Source organism: Sphingomonas qomolangmaensis, from assembly GCF_024496245.1.
In the GTDB taxonomy this organism is placed as follows: domain Bacteria; phylum Pseudomonadota; class Alphaproteobacteria; order Sphingomonadales; family Sphingomonadaceae; genus Sphingomonas; species Sphingomonas qomolangmaensis.
This window is the reverse complement of record NZ_CP101740.1, coordinates 777,719-798,989: the sequence shown is the minus strand read 5'-3', so window position 1 is coordinate 798,989 and position 21,271 is coordinate 777,719. Positions and strand designations below refer to the sequence as shown.

Genomic DNA, 21,271 nt, shown 5'->3' with positions numbered 1-21,271 from the left:
GCGCTCAGCGAGTCAGTTTCTTGTACGCCAGCCGCGTCGGGCGGTCGGCAGCGTCGCCCATGCGGCGGCGCTTGTCTTCCTCGTAGCTATCGTAGTTTCCTTCGAACCATTCGACATGGCTGTCACCCTCGAACGCCAGGATGTGCGTGCACAGCCGATCGAGGAAGAAGCGGTCATGGCTGATGACCACCGCGCAGCCGGCGAAGGTCTCGAGCGCTTCCTCGAGCGCGCGCAGCGTCTCGACGTCGAGATCGTTTGTCGGCTCGTCGAGCAGCAGGACGTTGCCGCCCTCCTTCAGCATCTTGGCGATATGCACGCGATTGCGCTCACCGCCCGAGAGCTGGCCGACCTTCTTCTGCTGGTCCTGGCCCTTGAAGTTGAACGCGCCGACATAGGCGCGCGTGCCCAGCTCCTGCTTGCCGAAGCGGAAGACTTCGAGCTTGTCGGAGATTTCCTCCCACACATTGTTCGCAGGGTTCAGCGCGTCGCGCGACTGGTCGACATAGCCAAGCTTCACCGTCTGGCCGATGTCGATCTTGCCCTCGTCGGGCTGTTCCTGGCCGGTGATGAGCTTGAACAAAGTCGACTTGCCCGCGCCGTTGGGGCCGATCACGCCGACGATGCCGCCGGGCGGCAGGCTGAACGTCAGGTTCTCGAACAGCAACTTGTCGCCATAGGATTTGGTCAGACCCTCGGCCTCGATCACCTTGCCGCCCAGGCGCTCGGGGATCTGGATGAGGATCTGCGCCTTGCCGACGGCGCGGTTTTCCTGGCTCTTGACCAGATCGTCGAACGCGCGGATCCGCGCCTTCGACTTGGTCTGGCGCGCCTTGGGAGTCTGGCGCATCCAGGCGAGCTCGTCGGCGATCGCCTTCTGCTTGCCCTGCTCCTCGCGCTCTTCCTGCTCGAGCCGCTTGACCTTCTTTTCGAGATAGCCCGAATAGTTGCTTTCGTAGGTGTAATAGCGCCCGCGATCGAGCTCGAGCACCCAGTTGACGACATTGTCGAGGAAGTAGCGGTCATGCGTCACGAGGATGACGTTGCCGGTATATTCCTTGAGGTAGTTTTCGAGCCACGCGACGCTTTCGGCGTCGAGATGGTTGGTCGGTTCGTCGAGCAGCAGGATTTGCGGCTTTTCGAGCAGCAGCTTGCAGAGCGCCACCCGGCGCTTCTCGCCGCCCGACAAATTGCTGACATCGGCATCGCCCGGCGGGCAGCGCAATGCCTCCATCGCGATTTCGAGCTGGTTGTCGAGCGTCCAACCATCGACCGCGTCGATCTTTTCCTGCAGCTCGCCCATCTCGGTCATCAGCGCGTCGAAATCGGCATCCTCGGGCGGATCGCCCATGATGTTCGAAATTTCGTTGAAGCGATCTACCAGGTCGGCGACCGGGCGGACGCCATCCTTGACGTTGCCCATCACGTCCTTGCTCGGATCGAGCTGCGGCTCCTGCGCCAGATAGCCGACCTTGATCCCCTCGGCGGCCCAGGCCTCGCCGGTGAATTCGGTGTCCATCCCCGCCATGACCTTCATCAGCGTCGACTTGCCCGCACCGTTGGGGCCGATGATCGCGATCTTGGCGTCGGGCAGGAATTGCAGGCTGATATTGTTCAGGACGGGCTTGTTGGCGCCGGGAAAGGTCTTGGTCAGGCCTTTCATGACGAAGCTGTATTGGACGGCCACGAGCGAGGTCTCCGCTAGACGGAATTGCGATGAAGGGAATTTCGTGGCCGGGACATAGCGATGCGGCGGCGCATTGGCAAACGAACCGATGCGCGATAGCATCGCGGCATGGAACGCTATGAGGTCGATGCCGACGCGCGGTTGATCCCGATGCTCGACGCCGTAGCGCGCGGCGAAGCGGTGGTCATCCGACGTGCTGGTCAAGTAGTCGCAACGGTCGAACCGGTGCGCACCGACGCCGATGCCGCCGACGCTCCGTTTTCGCTCGAAGGGCTCAAGCAGCTCGAAGCGTTGCGCGCCATGGTCCGCGGCTCAGGAGTCACCGACGCCGCATTGCTGGTACGCGAGATGCGCGAAGCCGACGAGCATTGATCGCGCTGTTCGATACAAGCGTCATCGTCTGCCTGATCCTCCAGGAAAGCGGTTATCAGCCAGTCCAGGACCGCCTGGTCGATCTTTCGCTGACGGTTCGCTTCAGCGACTTTGGCAAAGGCGAGTTCGCAGCCGCCGTGGGTGCAAAGGTTCGTGCGGGTACCATTGGTGCGGCCGCTGCGGATACGATGCTGACGCAGCTCGATACCTGGCTGACGACCGACGCAATCATCCCCATCACCAGCGCCGATATCAAAGCAGCCACCGGTTTCATCCGGCGGTTCGAGACCGGCCTGCGCCTGCCCGACGCGATCCACATCGCGGTAGCGTACCGCATCGGCTGCCCGATCGTTTCGCTCGACCGAATTCAGCTGCACGCCGCGCTCGCCTGTGGCGTTGTGCCGCTACACCCCCTTGAAATCGCCAATGCCGGAGAATGACTGAAATGCATCGTTGGATTGCCGCACTCGCCCTTGCGTCCCCGCTTATCCCCGCCACCGCGCAGCAGGTGCCCGATCGGGTCGGCCAGCTCCGCGATGCCGCGCTCGACGATCAGGTCGCCTATGCGATCACCGAAGGGCTTACCACCGAGATCGGGCCGCGGCTGGCGGGGACCGAAGCCGAGGAGCGCGCCCGCGCCTGGGCGCTCCGACGGCTCACCGCGATGGGCTTCAGCAACGTCCGCAACGAACCCTTCCCGCTCAAGACCTGGGTGCGCGGCGAGGAGACCGCCGAAATCCTCGCCCCCTTCCCGCAGCCGCTGCGGCTGACCGCGCTCGGCAATTCCGGTGCCACCCCCGCGCGCGGGATCGAGGGCGAGGTCGTGTATTTCGCGAGCTATGACGCGCTGCTCGCCGCGCCCGACGGATCGCTCAAGGGCAAGATCGCGTTCGTCAGCCATGCGATGACGCGGACGCAGGACGGTTCGCAATATGGTACCTATGGCGTCGTACGGCGCGCTGGCCCCGGCGTAGCGGCCAAGAAGGGGGCGGCGGCGATCCTGATCCGCTCGATCGGCACCGACAGCCACCGCAACCCGCACGCCGGCGGCACCAACTTCCCCGAAGGCGTCACCGCGATTCCCGCGGCTGCGCTGTCGATCCCCGATGCAGAACAGCTCGAGCGGGTGATCGAACGCGGGCAGCCGGTGCGGCTGAAACTGACGCTCACCCCGCGCGCGATCGGCACGCGCCAATCGGGCAACGTCATCGCCGAAGTGCCCGGCAGCGACCCGGCGGCGGGAATCGTGCTGGTGGCCTGCCATCTCGACAGCTGGGACCTCGCGACCGGCGCGTTCGACGATGCCGCGGGCTGCGGGATCGTCACCGCGGCGGCGAAGCGGATCATGGACGCAGGACAGCCGCGCCGCACGATCCGCATCCTGTGGGCTGGCGCCGAGGAGGTCGGTATCTTCGGCGGCCGCGCCTATTTCGAGAAGCACAAGGCCGAGCGGCATGTGGCCGCGGCCGAATCCGATTTCGGCGCCGATCGCGTCTGGCGGGTCGATACGAGCTTCGCGCCCGCCGCCAAGCCCGTCGTCGACCGGCTAAAGGCCGCGCTGCTGCCGCTGGGGATCGCTGCGGGCTCGGCGCCCGCCACCGGGGGCGCCGACGTGTCGGCGGTCATCGCCGCGGGAACGCCGGGGATCGACCTGCAGCAGGACGGCACGCGATACTTCGACCTGCACCACACTCCCGACGATACGCTCGACAAGATCGATCGTGTGCAGATGCAGCAGAATGTCGCCGCATGGACCGCGATGCTGGCCGTGGTTGCCGATGCGCCAGAGGAAATCGGGATGCGAAATGCGGCGAATTGAGGCACTCAGCACCCCCTGAACCTCACTGTTGGATGAATTTGACGTTGACCTGCCACGCTGCATCGCTAAATGCGGCATCTTCGTGACGGCATTCGGGCCGGATGCGAAACAGATTATTGCTTGGGAGCAATCGCACATGAAGAAGATGGTTCTTGTCGCTGCTGCCGCCGGCCTGATGTCTCTGGCGGCGTGCAACCAGGGTACCCCTGCTGAGAACGCAGGCGACGCCATGGCGGCCAACCTGGAAATGGAAGCCGACAACATGGAAATGATGGCCGACAACGCCACCACCGAGTCGGAAGCCATGATGCTCGAGAACGCTGCCGACAACCTCGAAGAGGCTGCCGACAACGCTGACGACATGGGCGAGATGGACGGTTCGAACGTCGTCAACGCTATGTAATCGGCTCGGTCGTCCTTGCGGCGACCGAACAGGTTTTAGGAAAAGGGGCGTCCCATGCGGGGCGCCCCTTTTTCGTTGGGAAGTCACTCCCCTCCCTGAAAGCGAGAGGTCGGGGGTGGGTGGACTGCTCGATATACGGCCAAGCCAGCCGAGCCGCTCGCCGTAACTACCGGCCCCCACCCTCCTCCTGCCCCCTACCAAGGAAGGGCGATCAGCCCAACCAACCCCCGCTGAACCCTGCACGCGCCAGCCCGCGGCGGATGTGCGGATTGCGCTGCATCGTCTTCCAAACCAGCCCCGAACGATGGTTCTCGATCATCGCGACGATCGGCCCCTGATCGATCCCCAGATAATCCTTGTCGACCCAGCCGACGCCCGGCCGGATCTCGCCATGCTTGAGCCGCTCGGGCGGCCGCGCGGTCAGCGTCGGGTTGAAGGAATCGAGGAAGCCATATTTGTCGTACACCCCGGCACCGTAGCGCGCGTAGATCGCACTGACCGCGGGCTCGACGATCTCGGGGGCGAAGGGCAGCGAACCTAGCAAGGCAGTGGGCGCCAAGGTGCCGTCGTCGCGTTCTCCCGGCCCCCGCGCAGAGTAGCTGAAGAAGTCGCGCTTGCGCCCGGCGATCGTCATCGGGAAGTCGCCGGGGCCGTCGCACGCGGTCAGCCCCCAGCAATCGGCACCATAGCCTACCCAGCCGCCCGCGTTCTCGATCGCATAGGCGCGCTGCGCATAGGTCGCGCGGCGGCTATTCTCGAAATAGTCGATGCCCTTGCCGGCGATGTAACCGTCTTGGATCCCGCGGAAATCGACCCAGACATGGCTGTATTGATGGCCGAACATCGGCGCGAACTGCAGATGCGGCTCGCCCCAGCGATTGCCCCAGCTCGGCTCGAACCGCTCGGTCCACGCCTGCCACGTGCCGTCGGCGAGCGGATGCGTCGGCGATCCCAGTCCGAGGATGTAGAGGATCATCCCCTCATTATAGATATCCCAGTCGCTCGGGATGAACCCGCTCTCCGGATGCCAGCCCATCGACACCAACGGCGCGCGCGGCGTTGCCCAGGGCCATTCGATCGCGGTGTAGAGCTGTTCGGCGAGCGCGCGGATCCGCGCCTCGGCGGGATCGTCGGCGCGGTCGAACCAGCTCTGCGCGAACAACACCCCGGCCATCAGCAGCGCGGTGTCGATCGTCGACAGTTCGGCGCGCGCGAAGCGCAGTCCCTTGGTGACGCCCAGGAAATGATAGAAGAACCCGCGATAGCCGCTGGTGCCCTCGCCCTCGCCCATCGGCGCGGCGGCGAGGAACTCGAGCGTCGCCAGCGTCCGGTCGCGCGCGGCGGCGCGCGTCACCCAGCCATGCGACGCACCGATCGGATAGGCGGTGAGCGCATAGCCGATCGCCGCGATCGAGGCGAAGGACGGGGTCGGCCCGCGATCGGGCGCCAGCCCGGTCTTGGGATCGGTGGTTTCCCAGAAGAAGCGAAAGGCGCGGCGCTGGATATCGTCGAGCAGCGGATTGACGGGCACATCGGGGCTGGGAAGATTGTCGAGCGGGGTCCAGCCATCGACGGCGATCCGCGGATCGCCAAGGCTGTCGGCGCGCGGCGCGCAGCCTGCCATCAAGCCACCGAGGCCGAGCCCCGCCGTGGCCATGAATTGGCGTTTGTTCAGCAAATGCAGCTCCCAGGGTTACGCTAAGATACAAAAGCCCGGGACGGGCAGTAGGGGGGCACGGCCCGTCCCGGCAGGTAAGCGATTAGAAGCGATAGCCGACGCGGAACTGGATACGCCGCGGCAGGGTAAGCAACCGGCTGGCGTTTTCTATCGTTGCCGGCTGCAACAAATCGGGATTTGGCGTCGCGCTACGGTTGATGAATTCGTCGAAGCCGGCCCCATTCTTGTTGTTGAACGCATTCAGGACATCGACTGCGAACTCGACCTCGTTGCCGGTGCCGAAAAGCTTCTGCCGGTTGGCAAGCGTCAGATTGACCTCACAAAAAGCAAAGACGCCGGCGATGCAGTTCTTGTCGGGATAGGCTGCGGTGAATTCACGCTGGCCCGGCTCAAAGCCATCCGATGCATCGACGACATTATACGCCTGCCCCGAACCAAGCGTCGTCAGCGTCGAGAATTGGAAGCCGAGCGGCAAATCGACGATGCCCGACAGCACCAGCCGATGCCGCTCATCGCCGATAGTGGGGCGCCAGCCATAATCATCGGGGGTGACTTCGTCGAGACTGAAGAGATCGCCGCCATTCCGCTCGGCCTTACCGAGCGTGTAGGCGATATTCAGCCCCCAACCCGACGAGGCCGTATAGTTTTTGTCCAGCGTGACGAACAACGCCTTGTACCGGGTATCCAGCCCGTCAAAGCCGATCAGCGCGTTTGAATAGCCAAGGCTACGCAGCGTGGTCAGCGCATCCCCGTCGCAGCAGCCACCCTGACCGGCATTGTTCCGCGTGGCGAATAGATAGGTATAGCCGTTGCGTCCGCGCTGGTACGAACCGGTAACCGACGCTTGGAAGACCCCCAGGCGCTGGCGCACGCCGAACGAATATTGGTCATTCACCGGCGGCTTGGTGTTATTCTTGGTCACCAACAGTTCGGGCAAGCCGGTTTCAGGATTGCTCGCCAACAACTGCAACAACCCGTCGCGGGTCAGATAGGACTCGTCAAAGGCAACGGTTGGCAAGCCGCGTCGCGGCGTTCCATCGGGAGAGAATCGGAAAACACCTACCGGGTTTATCGTCCGCGAAAGTTCGTCGACCGTCGTATTGAAATTGTTGCGATCATAATAGCGGCCCGCGCCGCCAAAAATAACCGTATTCTCGGTACCGAAAATGTCCCACGAAAAGCCGACGCGTGGTGCGATCGCGCCCATGAATGGTTCGCGGTTCTCCCCCGTGCTGATGTAGTCTTCCGGGTTGAAATAGTCGGTTGCCGGCAAGGAGCGGAGTGCAGCCGCTGCATTGGCTGGTGTTACGAAGTTGTTGTTCTTGGCGTTGGTCTCATAGTCCCAGCGCACGCCAAGGTTCAACTGCACCCGATCGGTGACGTCCCAGTCATCCTGCAGATACAGCCCAACTTGCGTGTTAGACCCATAGATGCGGCCGTTGCCCAAGCCCAATCGGGCTTCCGCCGGAAAAGCAAAGTTCAAGTCGTCGGCAGGATCCAGCGGGGTACCCGCATCGTCGCTCCGAAAGAAGTTGTAGCGCGGCTGGATGAAGGCGTTGTTGGTGAATTCGATATCGGTCACTTCAACCCGAACACCCGCCTTGATCGCGTGGCGCTCAAATCCTGTCCAGGTAAGGTCGTCGCGCAGCGTATAGCCCTGTTGCAGTTCGCGACGCGTCGAATCTTTACCCCCAAACACCACCACGCCTGCGTAGTCGAACGTTGGCAGATCAGGGTTCAACGACGTGGGATTGAAGACATAGTTTAGATAGTTCGCGTTGAATTCATTGACGAAATTATTACCGTTGTACGTCCATTTAAACACATAGGTATCAACTACGTTGATTTTGTTCTCCGCAGCCTCGAACGCGACGATACCGCCAAAGCCCTGAATATCTGTTTCTTCCCGACGGCTGAACGACAGGTCGAACACTTGGTTGTCATCCGGCGTCAGCGTCATCTTGCCGAAATAGAAATCCTGGCGGAAGGGGCTGACAAATGCGCCCTCAAAATCCGACAGGCGGCGGCCCGAGGCTTGTTCAAATTCCTGTATCGCATTGGGGTCAGCCGTGACGCTCGGGTTAACGTTGAACGCCCGATCCTGATCGTTGCCCTCATATGCCGCGAAAAAGAACAGCCGATCCTTGATGATCGGACCGCCAAGCGAAATGCCATATTGCTTGCGCTCGAACGCAGGCTCTGCGTTGCCATCGCGGATGTCGATGTAGCTCTTCTGCGACAGAGCCTTGTCAGTATATTGCCCGAATGCTTCGCCATGGAACTCGTTGGTGCCCGACTTGGTGATTGCCGTGATCACCGCCGCACCAGCCTGCTCGTATTCCGCTTTGTAGTTCTGCGTGATGACGCGGAATTCCTGGACCGCGAGCTGGCCGAAGGGATTGCCGCGGCTGTTCTGCTGGCCGGCGACACCGCCCTCGCGCAGCTTGTTCTTCAAACTGACACCGTCGATGAAGACGTTGACCTGGCTCGCGGGCGACGCGCCCGACTGGAAGCCCTTGTCGGTTTCGCTGTCGTTGAAGCGAACGCCGGGGGCGAGCGCAGCGAACGACAGGAAGTTGCGGTCGGTCTGCGGCAGCGCGCGGATCTGTGCTTGCGACACATTGGTCGCGATCTCGCTGGTGCGGGTTTCAGCCAGCGCCGATCCGGTGACGACGATGTCGCCCTCCTGCGCCGACTGGTCACCGACGGTGACGTCAGCTGGTTCGTCGGCAGCCGCGGCGCCGAGCTGCGCGTCGAGCGTCGCCGACTGGCCGATCGCGACGGTCACCAAGCGTTCGAAGGTGCTGCCGTCGCTACCCGCGATCGTCACGCGATATTCGCCGGTGCGCACGCCGTTCAGGATATAGGCGCCGTTCGCCGCGGTGGTCGCGGTGCGGGTGATGTTGTTCGCAGTCGCCACCGCGGTGACGGTCGCGCCGGCGACGGGCGCACCCGACGCGTCGGTCACGGTACCGCGGATGCTCGCGGTCGTCGTCTGCGCCGCGGCGGGGGCCGCCATCACCACGGTGCCGCCAAGCGCGGTTGCGCTGGCCAGGAGAAGTCGGAATGCCTGTGTCGTCTTCATGGTGTCGTTCCCTGCTGACCCCCCTGTTTCCGGGGGTTTTTGGTTAATGGTGAATGGCGGTGGTCATGCGAACGACCAGCTGCGGCATGGTCTGTTCGATCTGGGTATCGGTGCCGCCACCGATCATGTCGGTCAGTCTGGCAACCGCGCGCATCCCGAGCGCTGCGATGTCGATGCGCATCGTTGTCAGCGACGGCGTGACGAAACGGGCGAGCGGAATATCGTCGAAGCCGGCGATCGCGACCCCCCCGGGCACGTCGATGCCCGCGTCGCGCAGCGCCATCAGCGCGCCGATCGCCATCATGTCGTTGCCCGCGAAGATCGCGTCGACCGCGACGGCGTCGGCGAGCAGCAACTGCGCGGCACGCTCACCCGATTCCTCCTGGAAATCGCCTTCGACGATGCGACGCTCGAGCCCGGCGCGTTCGATCGCTGCGATATAGCCGCGCCGGCGCTCGTCGGCATCGATATTGCCCGCAGGGCCAGCGATGTGGACGATGGCGCGGCGGCCGCTCGCCACCAGATGCTCGACCATCACCGCGGCACCGCCGGCATTGTCGACGCGTAGCTCGGCGCGCTGCTGGTGATGCGGTGCGCAATTTACGAGCACCGCTGGAACGCTGGGGGGAAGGTGCGCGAACAGCTCGTCGGCGTCGACATGCGGCGCCATCACCACCATCCCGTCGACGCGCCCGCGCATCGCCTTGAGCGCGACGATGCCCGAATCGGCATCGGCGTGCATGTTGGTGAGCAAAAGCTGCAGCCCGCGCGCCGACGCTTCACGGTCCATGCCGCGCAGGATTTCAGAGAAGAACTCGCCGTGCAGGTCGGGCAGCACGACGCCGATCGACCCGGTGCGCGACAGGCTGAGATTGCGCGCGCCGGCATGCGGCACATAGCCCAGCCGCGCGGCGACCGCCTGGACCCGCTGGCGCAATTCGGGGCGGACATTCTCGTGCCCGTTGAGCACGCGCGAAACCGAGGCGACCGAAACCGCCGCTTCACGCGCAACATCACGAATGGTGGCATTCGCCATCGTTTCAGACCGGATCCTCAACAGGGTCATCTTCTCGCGGACATTGTCGGCAGGCACGTTGGCCTGCCGATCACCCTTGATGTAACCGGTTACATCAATCTACAACGGGCATCAACACGATTGATGACGCCCCGCTGCGACGGGGCACCGAGAGAGGATCATGCCGATGAAAACACCCGCGATTTCGAGACGCGCCATGTTGCTGGGCGCGGGCGCGGTGACCGCTTGGGCGGCCTCTCCAGCGCGTGCGCTGCTGGCGCAAGCCGCCAAAAACGCGCTTCCCACCAGCGTCGAGTCGCTGCTGTCGCAGATGACCGTGGTCGAAAAGGCAGGCCAGCTGACGCTCAATGCTGCCGCCTGGGCCGGCAGCGCGGCGACCGCGCTCAACCCCGCCGGCGCGCAGACCAATTTCGAAGGCCAGCTTGCCGAGGTCCGCCAAGGCCGGCTCGGGGGCGTGTTCAACGGCAACGGCGCCGAAATGGCGCGGCAGATGCAGCTGGTGGCGATGCGCGAGGCACGGCTCAAGCTGCCCCTGGTGTTCGCGGCCGACGTCATCCACGGCTTCCGCACCGTGTTCCCGATGCCGCTTGCCGAAGCGGGCAGCTTCGATGCCGATCTCGCCGAGCGCACCGCGCGCGTCGCGGCGGTCGAGGCGACCGCGGCGGGGATCGACTGGAACTTCGCGCCGATGGTCGATGTCGCGCGCGACCCGCGCTGGGGTCGCGGGATCGAAGGCGCGGGCGAAGACGTGCTGCTCGGGCGGATCATGGCCGAAGCGCGGGTGCGTGGCTTCCAGGGACGCAAGGGGCTGAAGGCGGCCGACGCGATGGTCGCTTGCGCCAAGCATTTCGCCGCCTATGGCGCGGCCGAGGGCGGGCTCGACTACAACACCGTCGACGTATCCGAGCGGACGCTGCGCGAAATCTATTTCCCGCCCTTCCAGTCGGCGTTCGCGGCGGGTGCGGGCACGACGATGGCGGCGTTCAACGAATTGTCGGGCGTCCCCGCGACCGCCAACCACTGGCTGCTCACCGATGTGCTGCGGACCGAATGGGGCTTCGATGGCGTCGTGGTGTCGGACTATACCGGCGACATGGAGCTCATCGCACACGGTTTCGCCGCCGATGAGCGCGAGGCGACCAAGCTCGCCTTCCTGGCGGGCGTCGACATGTGCATGCAGTCGAGCTTCTACATCAACCACTTGCCCGACCTGGTCGCCAAGGGCGACGTGCCGATGGCGCGGCTCGACGAGGCGGTGCGGCGCGTGCTGGCGATGAAGGTGATGCTGGGGCTGTTCGACGATCCCTTCCGCCGGATCGACGTGCGGCGCGAACGCACGCGGATCGGCACGCCGGCGCACCGCAAGGTGGCGCGCGAGGCGGGGGCCAAGTCGATCGTCCTGCTCAAGAACGAAGGCGACCTGCTCCCCCTGCCCCGCAGCGGCAAAAGGATCGCGCTGATCGGGCCGTTCGTGCAGGGCAAGCGCGAGCTGATCGGGCCGTGGAACGTCTATGGCACCGACGCCGATGCGGTCGATCTGCTCACCGGCGTCCGCGCCGCCCTGCGCGACGCGTCGATGGTGACCGCGACCGACGGCTCGGGAATCCTCGAGCCGCTGCCCGGCGGGATCGAAGCCGCGGCGGCGGCGGCGCGCGCGGCGGACATCGTCGTACTCGCGGTGGGCGAAGCGCAGACGATGTCGGGCGAAGCGCAATCGCGCACCGACATCACCATCCCCGCGCCGCAAATGGCACTCGCAGAAGCCGTCGCGGCGGTGGGCAAGCCGATGGTGGTGCTGCTGCGCCACGGTCGCGCATTGGCGCTTGATGGCGCGGTGAAGGACGCGCCGGCGATCCTGGCGACGTGGTTCCTGGGATCGGAATCGGGTCCGGCGACCGCCGACATCCTGTTCGGCGCGGTCGCACCCTCGGCACGGTTGCCGGTGAGCTTTCCGCACAGCAGCGGCCAGGCACCTTATTATTACGCGCACAAGAATACCGGGCGTCCCAACCCGCCGGGCGATCGCGTCGCATTCAAGGCGCGCTATATGGACGTGCCGGGCGGCGCGCTCTACCCGTTCGGGCATGGGCTTACCTATGGCCGGATCGCCTATTCGGCGCTCGATACGGGCGACGGCGTGCTGGCGTCGGGGGGGAAGCTCACCGTCCGCGCGACGGTGACCAACAGCGGCTCGCGCGCAGCCGACGAAGTCATCCAGCTCTACGTCCAGGACGTTACGGCCAGCATCACCCGCCCGGTCCGCGAGCTAAAGGCGTTCCGCAAGGTGCGCGTCGCGGCCGGCGCGAGCGAAACGGTCGAATTCACGTTGGCACGCGGCGACCTGACCTTCATTGGGCAGGATCTGAAACCCACCGTCGAACCGGGCAAGTTCCGCCTGTGGATCGCCCCTTCCGCCGAGGCCGAAGGCGTGAGCGGCGAGTTCACCCTCGCCTAAGCCGGGCGCCCCGCCGCCAGTTCCTCGATGATCGCGGCGTGCCGCCCGCGCGGCAGCGGGTTGGCGAGCATCGCCGCGATCGACAGGACCAGCCCGGCGGCGGGGGCGGCGATCATCAGCCAGCGTATCCCCTCGCGTGCCGCCGCGTCGGGGGCGACGCTGCCGTCATAGCCAAGCAGCGTGTAGACCCCGCCGAGCAGCATCGCCGCGGCGGCGAGCGCGAGCTTTTGCAACAGCGCCGAAACGCCGAACGCGGTCGCCTCGACGCGAAGCCCGCCGCGCGCCTCGCCATAATCGACGGTGTTCGGCAGCATCGCCCAACCGGCAAGGCCGAGCCCGGTAAGCACTACCTGCATCGCGATCAGGAAGGGCCTGGCCAACCAGATCGCCTGCGGCCCGGAAACCGCGAAGATCGCGAGCGCCACCAGCCCGAGCGTCGCCGCGACGACCCAGGCGGCGCGCGCGCCGATCCGCACGGTGATCGCGGTCCAGACGGGGACCGCCAGCACCCCTGCGGCGGCCATCGCGGCAAAGGTGGCGGGGCCGCCCGCCGGGTCACCAGCGACGTGGCGGAAATAATAGAGCACCGACTGGTTGAGGATCGCGCCCGCGATCGCCGCCGCGGTCATGGCGATGCCCAGCGTCACGAAGGCACGGTTGCGGGCGAGCGCAGCCAGGTTGCACGTCACTGACGCCTGGTTGATCGCAGGCGCGATCCGCGTCGCCTGCCGGGTCGCAACACCGACGATCAGCAGCAACGGGGTGGCGACCGCGGCGAACAAGGCAGCGACCAGCGCGTGGCCCCCCGCCCCGGTCCGCGCGAGCAGCCACGGCGTGCCGAGCGCCACGACCGCCGCCGCCGCCGCGCCGAACAGCAGCCGGAAGCCGGCAATCAGCGTCCGGTCGCGGCTGTCGTCGCTCACCCGCGTGCTCCACGCGGCATAAGGCACGTTGGTGACCGCGTAGAGCGTCCGGAACGCTAGCTGCGCACCGATCGAAAGCGCCACCAGCGGCGCCCCGTTGAACGGCGGCAGCAGGTAGAGCAGCGGAAACGACAGCCCGAGCGGCACCGCCCCCAGCACGACGAAGCGCCGATAGCCGCGGCGCGACCGTTCGGCGGCGATCCCGACGATCAGGTCGGCAACCCCGTCCCAGATCGCCCCCGCCATGTACACCAGCCCCGCAGTCGCCGGGGGCAGCCCGAGCGTGTCGGTGTAGAAGAACAACAGATAGAGCGTAACGCTCTGCCAATAGAGGTTGAAGGCGAAATCGCCCGAGCCGAACAGCAGCAGCCGGGGGATGCCGGGACGAAGAGGAGCGGCAACAGCGGTCATCGTGATGAGAGCCCGTCCAACCGTTCATTCCGAGCGAAGTCGAGAAATCGGGATGCCCATGCTCGCGGCGGTTTCTCAACTTCGCCCGAAACGAACGGAGTTGATGCGAAGGTCAGGCTCCGCATCCGCCGTCGGACTTGAGCGTCTCGGCCGCGATCGCCTGCAGCGCGCCGGCCTGTTCGGGCGCAATCCCCAAGTCGCGTGCCGCGCGTTCGTCGCGGCCCAGCGAGCGCGGATCGTGGCGGGTGATCTGGCCGAACAACACCAGTGCCTCGAGATAATAGCCGTACATGCTGCCGTGATACCGGTCGGCCGCCCACAGCCCGACCTTGCCCGCATCGATCCCGTTATAGGGATCGGCGTCGGCAATCCCGGCGCGGATCGCGCAGGTGAAGGCCTGTCCCACCGGCGCGACGTCGGTGATTTCGGGGGTCGCTGCCTGCGCCCGGTCGGCAGCGGCGCGGACGTCGTTCGCCATCGAGGCGATCGCCTTACCCGACCAGCGGCTGCCTGGGCGATAGGTAAGGTCGGGCCGGCTCCACGTGGCATTGAGGCGCACCGCGACGCGCGGGTTGCGCTGGCGAAACAGCGCGGTGAGCGCGCGCGAGGCGGCGATGTAGCGCGTTGCATCGCCGGGACGCGTCGCGTCGAGCGTGCTGTATTCCTGCAGCACGACATGGTCCCAGCGGCGATCGATCGCTTCGCGGCGTTCGGCAAGATGCCAGGCGAGGCTGCGCCCGCCGCCGGTCTCGAGATGGACGTCATAATCGAACCCCGCCTGTTCGGCGAAGGCTGCGAACAGCGCGGGAACACCCCCGACGCCCTCCCGGTTAAGATCGGTGACACTGTCGGGGCGGTAGCGATGGACCGGCGATTCGGCGCCATAGGTGAAGCTGTTGCCCACGAAGAGGATCGTTTCGGCTTGTGCCGGCGTGGCAAGGACGATCGCGAGGGCTAGCAATGATTTCATGCGACCACCCTAGAACCTTGCGAACCCAGCAGTAACCGTTCGTTTCGAACCGAGGGGTTCAATCGGATCGCACCGCCTGCCAGCCGGTCGCGGCGTCGGCGGGCGCGGCGGGGTCGGGTTCGATCGACCGGTCACCGACGATCCCCTGGTACAGACGCTGGCCCCCGGGCGTCGCCGCGACGAAGCTCACCCGGGTACCGCGCAACGTTGGCCGGCCGATCGACGCCCCGTCGAGCGTGCCGCTGATCCGCTGGAAACGCTGCTCGAACGCCAGCGTGCCACTGCGCCCACCCGGCATCGTCAGCCGCCAGGTGCCGCCGACCGTCGCGGGAACGATCCAAAGATAGAGGTTCCTTTCCTCGACCACCCGATGCCCGTCGGGCGACCATTCGGCCATGTCGAACGCGTGGCTGACGATGCGCGTACCGGGACGCAATTCGTTGACCAGCTTGGGGCGAAGCGCGACGTTGACCGTCGGCAGCAGATACAGGGTGACGACGCTGGCATCGCGGATACGCGCTTCGAACAGATCGCCTTGCTCGAAGCGCGTCCGTCCGGGCAGTTCCTCCCCGCGCGCCAGCATTCGCGCGCGCGCGACGAGCGGCGAGCTTCGATCGATCCCCAATGCGCTCGCACCCCGGCGTGCGGCGGCGATGACGATCCGCCCGTCGCCCGATCCAAGATCTATAAGATTGTCGGCAGGTCCGACCTCGGCGAGATCGAGCATGCCTTCGACGATCGCTTGCGGCGTCGGGACATAGGGGACGCTGTCCTGTTGCGCCGCGACAGGCGCAGCCACGATCGCAGCAAACCCCAAAAACGCAGCACGGATCATCCCCACCCTCAACCTGGTTGCAGTCCCGATCCTGCACCGCCAAAGCCGAAGCCGCAATCGCGGCTCGGGCGTCATCGGTTATTCGGGTTCGGCCATCTTGCGATGCTGGCCCGCGAGCACGCTGTCGGGGGTGATGTGCGAAAGCGCCGCCTGGATCTTGTTCTTGGTGCCCGAAACGACATGCGCCGACCCGTCCATCATCGCCTTCCAACCATTTTGCGCGGTCTTGGCAGGGTCTTCCTTGCCGTCGTCCTTGCCGACCGGGGTGTCGAGCATGTTCGCGCGGCGGAAGAATTCGGTATCGGTGGGGCCGGGCATCAGCACGGTCACCTGCACCCCGGTATCCTTGAGTTCGTCGCGCAACGCGTAGGCGAAGCTGTCGAGATACGCCTTGGTGCCGTTATACACCGCCTGGAAGCTGCCGGGGATCAGCCCGGCGATCGATCCGACGATCAGGATCCGTCCCTCGCCGCGCGCGACCATCGCCTGCGCGGTCTTTTGCAACAGATAGGTGGTGCCGGTGACGTTGGTGTCGATCACGCGCCGCCAATCGGCCGGCGCTTGCTCGACGAACGCATGGCCGAGGCCGCGCCCTGCATTGGCGATGAGGATATCGATAGGGCGACCATCGGTAGCCGCCAGCAGCGCGTCGTTGCCCTCGAAGGTCGCAAGATCGGCCTCGACCGACTGGACGTCGACGCCGCGACCGCGCAATTCGCCCGCCGCGGCATCGATCTGCGGCTCGTCGGCGACGACCAGCAGGTCATAGCCTTCGTCCGCCGCGATCTTGGCGAGTTCGAGGCCGATACCGGTCGATGCGCCGGTGATGACTGCGAGTTTGTTCGCCATGCCTTTAGGCTCCCATGCCAGGCTTGAGAATCACCTTGGTGAACTCGTCCTGCTTCGACTTGAAGTTGCGATAGCCCTCGGCCGCTTGTTCGAGCGGCAGGCGATGCGAGATCAGGAAGGTCGTGTCGATCTTGCCATCGGTGATCATCCCCAGCAGCTGCTCCATATACTTCTGGGTATGCGTCTGGCCGGCCTTCACGCTCAGCCCCTTCTCCATCAGCGCGCCGAGCGGGAATTTGTCGGTCATCCCGCCATAGACGCCGGGGATCGAAACGCGTCCGCCCTTGCGCACCGCCAGGATCGCCTGCTTGAGCGCCGAAGCGCGATCGGCACCGATGCCCACCGTCTGCTTGGCGATGTCCATCATGTTGTCGAAGCTGAACCCGTGCGATTCCATGCCGACCGCATCGATCACCGCGTCGGGACCGATCCCGCCGGTCATCTCCATCAGCGCTTCGCGGACATTGCTTTCGCGGAAGTTGATCACGTCGCAGCCCAGCCCCTTGGCTAGCTTCAGCCGGTTGGGATAATGATCGATCACGATCACCTTGTGCGCGCCCATCAGCAGCGCGCTTTGCGCCGCGAACAGCCCGACCGGCCCTGCGCCCCACACCGCGACGGTATCGCCATTGGTGATCTCGGCATTTTCCGCCGCCATCCAGCCGGTGGGCAGGATGTCCGACAGGAACAGCACCTTGTCGTCGTCTAGGCTGTCGTCCTCGATCACGATCGGGCCGACATCGCTATAGGGGACGCGGACATATTCGGCCTGGCCGCCGGGATAGCCGCCGGTGAGGTGCGAATAGCCGAACAGCCCGCTCATCGGCGTGCCGTAGAGCTGCTCGGACATGTCGCGCTTTTCGACCGGGTTCGAATTGTCGCACGCGCTGAACTGCTGCTGGCCGCAGAAGAAGCACGAGCCGCACGAGATGGTGAAGGGCACCACCACGCGCTGACCCTTGCGCAGCGTCGATTGCGGACCGGTCTCGATCACCCGGCCCATGAATTCATGACCCAGAATGTCGCCCTTCATCACCGCAGGGATCACGCCGTCATACAGATGCAGGTCCGAGCCGCAGATTGCGGTCGAGGTGATCTGGATGATCGCGTCGCGCGGATTGACGATCTCGGGGTCGGGATGGGTGTCGACTCGCACGTCCTGCGTGCCGTGGAATGTAAGCGCGCGCATCAGGCGGCCTCCTCGATGTTGAGACGGTTGTCGGACGTGGCGATTTCGCCGGTTTCCATCAGGCTCTTGAAGCGGCGAAGGTCGCGCCGTGCCTGAATGTTGGGTTCGCGCTGGAACAGCTTAGCGACCAGCCGGCCCGCGGTGCCGAACGGCGCCTTGTACGCCACGATCAACGCCACCTGGGTGCCGCGCCCGCCGGGGGCGTCGCGGAAGGTTACGCGTCCCTCGGTGTCGATCTCCGACCCTTCGACCGACCGCCAGGCGATCAGCTCGCCCTCGCGCTCCTGCGCGATTTCGCTGTCGACCGTGACGGTGCCGCCGGGCGCCTTGATCGTCCAGCGCGACTGCTTGCCGCCGGTCAGCTCGACCGAATCGAGATTTTCCATGAAGGCGGGCAAGTTGGTGAAGTCACGCCAGAAGGCATAGAGCTCGGCGCGCGACGGCTTCGAGATCGTCACCGTCTTGCCGACCACGGTATAGTCGCCGAAGCTGCTGCGGCGCGCGGTGCGGCCAGGCGCGCTGTCCTCGCCACCGTGCGGCGGCTTGCGTGGGCGCGTCGCTGCGACGGCGGCAACCCCGGCAACTGCCAGGAGGCCTAAGCCGGCAGCGATGACGCCGGTGGATGGCACCCCGGCAGATGGCGACTGGGAAGTTTTGCGCATCGTTTTTTCTCCGCTGCGATGGTGGGGGAAAGTTGCAGAGGAAACGTGCCCCGCTGCTGGGAGTTGCCGCGCCGGGGAAAGATAGTCGTTACGCTGGGCGAACTTGCGCCGATCGGTTGCGTCGTTTCGGCAGGTCGGGCGTTACGCAGCGATGGCAGACACGATTGCTTCGATCGAACACCGTATGGCGCAAGCGGCGGAGGCGCTCGACTTCGAGGAGGCGCGACGCCTGCGCGACCAGCTCAACCTGATGCGCGGCGGCGCCGACGCCGACCAGGCGGCAAAAGCCGACACCTCGGGGCTGACCCGCCAGCAGCCCGGCGCGATGGGGCTTGGCAGCAGCCGCAGCCGCCCGACCCCGCCCCCCGGATGGAAGCCCCCGCCCCGACCCGACCCGATGACCAGCGGCAGATCGCAGCGCAAGCGGCCTGAGTGACGCCGCCAGTGTGACCAAATCGTCACATTGCAACGATCGATCGAAAAACTTTGCTCTGCAGCAATTTTCCTTCTTGTCAGCGCCCCGAATATACGTTGTCATGTCCCGGTCATGATTTGACGGGTTCCAGACAAGAGCAGGCGCGTTGTGCTTTGCTCATCGGGAGAGTGTATGTCCGAGACGTCCAATAGCGGACGAATCGAAGGCCCCTGAACACCACCACCCGCATCGATCAGGTGCGGGACAGCCGGGGGGCATGTCTTGAGCATTTCACGTCGTAGCCTGTTACAGCATATCGGGAATGTAGGCGGTACTGCAGCCGCGGCGAGCGCGATGCAGGCGTTGGGACTGTTCGGCAATATCGCCGCCGCCCAAAGCTTGCCGTCGCTGCCCAGGAACTTCGGATCGGGCAAGTCGGTCGTGGTGCTAGGCGCCGGGATCGCCGGCTTGACCGCCGCGTATGAGCTGCAACAAGCGGGCTATACCGTCCATGTTCTAGAAGCGCGCAACCGCGTTGGCGGCCGCAGCTGGACCGTCCGCGACGGCGACCGCATCGTGATGAACGGCGAGGCCGACCAGGTCGCTCGCTTCTCCGAAGGCGCCTATTTCAACGCCGGACCGGCGCGCATCCCCAGCTTCCACGAGCGGCTGCTCGGCTATTGCGGCAAATTGGGCGTTCCGCTCGAGGTCGAGATCAATTCGAGCCGCGGCGCCTACATCATGGGCGGCGACGGGCGGAAGCAGCGGATGCGCGTCGCGATCAACGACACCCGCGGGCATATCGCCGAACTGCTCACCAAGGCGGTGAACCAGGGCGCGCTAGACCAGTCGCTGACCCCCGAGGACAAGGCGGCGCTGCTGCCGTTCCTCAAGACCTATGGCGATCTCGACGACAAGGGCGGGTTCAAGGGCACGCTGCGATCGGGGTTCAAGACCTATCCCGATGCCGGGGTGCGATCCTTCGCCGCACCGCCCGAGGCGGTGCCGCTGCGCGACCTGCTCGCCAACGAACAGCTCCCTGCGACGCTGTTCGAGGACAATGTCTATATGCAGGCGACGATGTTCCAGCCGGTCGGCGGGATGGACCGGATCGCCGCGGGCTTCCAGCGCGCCCTCAAGCGCCCGGTGATCCTCAACGCCGACGTCCAGCGCGTCCGCAACGGCGATCGCAAGGTCGAGGTGGCGTTCAAGGACACGCGCACCGGCGCGATGCGCTCGCTCTCGGCCGATTACATGGTCTGCACCATCCCCTTCCCCGTGCTGGCGAAGGTCGATTGCGACTTCGCCCCACCGGTCGCGCAGGCAATCAAGAACGTCGTCTATGATCATTCGAACAAGGTGGCGTTCGACGCGCCGCGCTTCTGGGAAAAGGACCAGATCTTCGGCGGGATCAGCTTCGTCGGCGGCGATACCTCGCTGGTCTGGTATCCCAGCGCCGGGCTGTTCAGCCCGCGCGGGATGCTGCTCGCCTGCTATTCCTCGGGCGAACGCGCGGCGCGCTTCGCCCAGCTGCCGATCGCCGAACAGGTCGAGCGTGCGCGCGCGGTGGTCGAGAAGCTGCATCCGGGGCACGGCGGCGAATGCGCCAACGGCGTCGCGGTCAATTGGAACAAGATCCCCTACAGCCTGGGACCCTGGCCCAATTGGTATGCCGGCATGGCCGGGCGGCAGGAGGGGACGATCGATACCGATCCGTACCGCCTGCTCAACCAGCCCGCGGGCCGCGTGATCTTCGCCGGCGCCGCGCTCAGCCAGACGCCGGGGTGGCAGGAGGGCGCGATCCAGTCGGCGCACGGCGCGGTCGCCGATCTGGCGAACCTGCAGCGCGCCGACGCGGTGACCCAGCCGACGCGCATCGCAGCGTGACGACCGCCAGTTTGTCGCGCCCGTCCGACGCGATCAGCATCAGGCAAGCGACTCCCGCCGACGTGCCCGCGATGGCGACACTGATCGAGGCATCGGCGCGCACGCTCGGCAGCGGCTATTATGACCACCGCGCGCTGGCGGCGGCGATCGACGGGGTGTTCGGGGTCGACAGCGTGCTGGTGACCGATGGCACCTATTTCGTCGCCGAGATCGATGGCGCGATGGCGGGCTGCGGCGGCTGGAGCCGGCGCGGCAAGCTGTTCGGCAGCGACCGCTTCATCGGGCGCGCCGACGATCTGCTCGATCCGGCAACCAGCCGCGCAAAGATCCGCGCGATGTTCGTAGCCGCTGCCTTCGCCCGCCGCGGCGTCGGCAGCGCGATCCTGCGCGCCGGCGAGGAGGCGGCGCGCGCCGCCGGCTTCACCGCGGTCGAGCTGATGGCGACGCTGTCGGGAGTCGATTTCTATCGCGAGCGCGGCTTCGTCGCCGCGCCCGAAACCCTTGTGACGGTGGGTGACGCCACCGTCGTGTTCGTACCCATGCACAAGCATCTGTCGGCGTAACCGAGAACAGAAAAGGCGGAGAGGCCCTGCGAAGG

General features: G+C 65.6%; 18 protein-coding genes. 8 read left to right on the top strand and 10 right to left on the bottom strand.

All coding sequences use genetic code 11. The features are described from left to right. Nucleotides 1–4: 4 nt before the first annotated feature. Complete coding sequence (ettA, locus tag NMP03_RS03825; protein ID WP_131601405.1) at nucleotides 5–1,684, bottom strand: energy-dependent translational throttle protein EttA; 1,680 nt, start codon at nucleotides 1,682–1,684, stop codon at nucleotides 5–7. Between the two features lie 108 nt (nucleotides 1,685–1,792). Between ettA and NMP03_RS03820 the strand changes: the two genes are divergently transcribed. From NMP03_RS03820 to NMP03_RS03805, 4 genes are read left to right on the top strand one after another with little or no spacing between them, the layout of a single operon-like run. Further along, nucleotides 1,793–2,056 carry a hypothetical protein gene (locus NMP03_RS03820; RefSeq protein ID WP_256507212.1) on the top strand — a complete coding sequence of 88 codons (264 nt, stop codon included), beginning with the start codon at nucleotides 1,793–1,795 and terminating at the stop codon, nucleotides 2,054–2,056. Then, nucleotides 2,053–2,496, top strand: a complete 444-nt coding sequence (locus NMP03_RS03815) for a type II toxin-antitoxin system VapC family toxin (protein WP_256507211.1) — start codon at nucleotides 2,053–2,055, stop codon at nucleotides 2,494–2,496. Before NMP03_RS03820 ends, NMP03_RS03815 begins: the two co-directional genes overlap by 4 nt. Further along, the gene (locus tag NMP03_RS03810) at nucleotides 2,493–3,875 is read left to right on the top strand and encodes a M28 family peptidase (protein ID WP_256507210.1); all 1,383 of its coding nucleotides are present in this window, start codon (nucleotides 2,493–2,495) and stop codon (nucleotides 3,873–3,875) included. The genes NMP03_RS03815 and NMP03_RS03810 overlap by 4 nt, the downstream gene beginning before the upstream one ends. A gap of 28 nt (nucleotides 3,876–3,903) precedes the next feature. Next, nucleotides 3,904–4,278 carry a hypothetical protein gene (locus NMP03_RS03805; protein ID WP_256507209.1) on the top strand — a complete coding sequence of 125 codons (375 nt, stop codon included), beginning with the start codon at nucleotides 3,904–3,906 and terminating at the stop codon, nucleotides 4,276–4,278. A gap of 211 nt (nucleotides 4,279–4,489) precedes the next feature. Here NMP03_RS03805 and NMP03_RS03800 read toward each other — a convergent pair whose 3' ends face one another. The 3 genes from NMP03_RS03800 to NMP03_RS03790 form a co-directional block, all read right to left on the bottom strand. Continuing rightward, nucleotides 4,490–5,956 (bottom strand): glucoamylase family protein, encoded by a 1,467-nt coding sequence (locus NMP03_RS03800; RefSeq protein WP_256507208.1) that lies wholly within the window; start codon nucleotides 5,954–5,956, stop codon nucleotides 4,490–4,492. Between the two features lie 82 nt (nucleotides 5,957–6,038). Next, a complete protein-coding gene (locus NMP03_RS03795; protein WP_256507207.1) occupies nucleotides 6,039–9,041 on the bottom strand; it encodes a TonB-dependent receptor in 3,003 nt (1,000 codons plus the stop codon). Nucleotides 9,042–9,084: 43 nt separating this feature from the next. Further along, nucleotides 9,085–10,077 (bottom strand): LacI family DNA-binding transcriptional regulator, encoded by a 993-nt coding sequence (locus NMP03_RS03790; protein ID WP_256507206.1) that lies wholly within the window; start codon nucleotides 10,075–10,077, stop codon nucleotides 9,085–9,087. 166 nt (nucleotides 10,078–10,243) lie between these two features. On the opposite strand from NMP03_RS03790, the gene NMP03_RS03785 reads away from it, so the two are divergent. Further along, a complete protein-coding gene (locus NMP03_RS03785) occupies nucleotides 10,244–12,532 on the top strand; it encodes a glycoside hydrolase family 3 N-terminal domain-containing protein (protein WP_256507205.1) in 2,289 nt (762 codons plus the stop codon). Here NMP03_RS03785 and NMP03_RS03780 read toward each other — a convergent pair. The 6 genes from NMP03_RS03780 to NMP03_RS03755 all read right to left on the bottom strand — a co-directional run bounded on the left by NMP03_RS03780 (nucleotide 12,529) and on the right by NMP03_RS03755 (nucleotide 18,371). Then, complete coding sequence (locus NMP03_RS03780) at nucleotides 12,529–13,866, bottom strand: MFS transporter (RefSeq protein WP_256507204.1); 1,338 nt, start codon at nucleotides 13,864–13,866, stop codon at nucleotides 12,529–12,531. The genes NMP03_RS03785 and NMP03_RS03780 overlap by 4 nt on opposite strands. A gap of 112 nt (nucleotides 13,867–13,978) precedes the next feature. Beyond that, nucleotides 13,979–14,836, bottom strand: coding sequence for a DUF4886 domain-containing protein (locus NMP03_RS03775; RefSeq protein WP_256507203.1), 858 nt, complete (start codon nucleotides 14,834–14,836; stop codon nucleotides 13,979–13,981). Between the two features lie 58 nt (nucleotides 14,837–14,894). After that, nucleotides 14,895–15,635 (bottom strand): class I SAM-dependent methyltransferase, encoded by a 741-nt coding sequence (locus tag NMP03_RS03770; protein WP_256507202.1) that lies wholly within the window; start codon nucleotides 15,633–15,635, stop codon nucleotides 14,895–14,897. 114 nt (nucleotides 15,636–15,749) lie between these two features. Beyond that, nucleotides 15,750–16,520, bottom strand: a complete 771-nt coding sequence (locus tag NMP03_RS03765) for an SDR family NAD(P)-dependent oxidoreductase (RefSeq protein ID WP_256507201.1) — start codon at nucleotides 16,518–16,520, stop codon at nucleotides 15,750–15,752. Nucleotides 16,521–16,524: 4 nt separating this feature from the next. After that, nucleotides 16,525–17,709, bottom strand: a complete 1,185-nt coding sequence (locus NMP03_RS03760) for a zinc-dependent alcohol dehydrogenase (protein ID WP_256507200.1) — start codon at nucleotides 17,707–17,709, stop codon at nucleotides 16,525–16,527. After that, complete coding sequence (locus NMP03_RS03755; protein ID WP_256507199.1) at nucleotides 17,709–18,371, bottom strand: SRPBCC family protein; 663 nt, start codon at nucleotides 18,369–18,371, stop codon at nucleotides 17,709–17,711. The genes NMP03_RS03760 and NMP03_RS03755 overlap by 1 nt, the downstream gene beginning before the upstream one ends. 184 nt (nucleotides 18,372–18,555) lie before the next feature. Here NMP03_RS03755 and NMP03_RS03750 point away from each other — a divergent pair, with 184 nt between their 5' ends. The 3 genes from NMP03_RS03750 to NMP03_RS03740 all read left to right on the top strand — a co-directional run bounded on the left by NMP03_RS03750 (nucleotide 18,556) and on the right by NMP03_RS03740 (nucleotide 21,236). Further along, nucleotides 18,556–18,807, top strand: coding sequence for a UvrB/UvrC motif-containing protein (locus NMP03_RS03750; protein ID WP_256507198.1), 252 nt, complete (start codon nucleotides 18,556–18,558; stop codon nucleotides 18,805–18,807). 333 nt (nucleotides 18,808–19,140) lie between these two features. Continuing rightward, nucleotides 19,141–20,673: a flavin monoamine oxidase family protein gene (locus NMP03_RS03745; protein ID WP_256507197.1), complete on the top strand. Its 1,533-nt coding sequence runs from the start codon at nucleotides 19,141–19,143 to the stop codon at nucleotides 20,671–20,673. Further along, complete coding sequence (locus NMP03_RS03740) at nucleotides 20,670–21,236, top strand: GNAT family N-acetyltransferase (RefSeq protein WP_256507196.1); 567 nt, start codon at nucleotides 20,670–20,672, stop codon at nucleotides 21,234–21,236. Before NMP03_RS03745 ends, NMP03_RS03740 begins: the two co-directional genes overlap by 4 nt. Nucleotides 21,237–21,271: the final 35 nt, after the last annotated feature.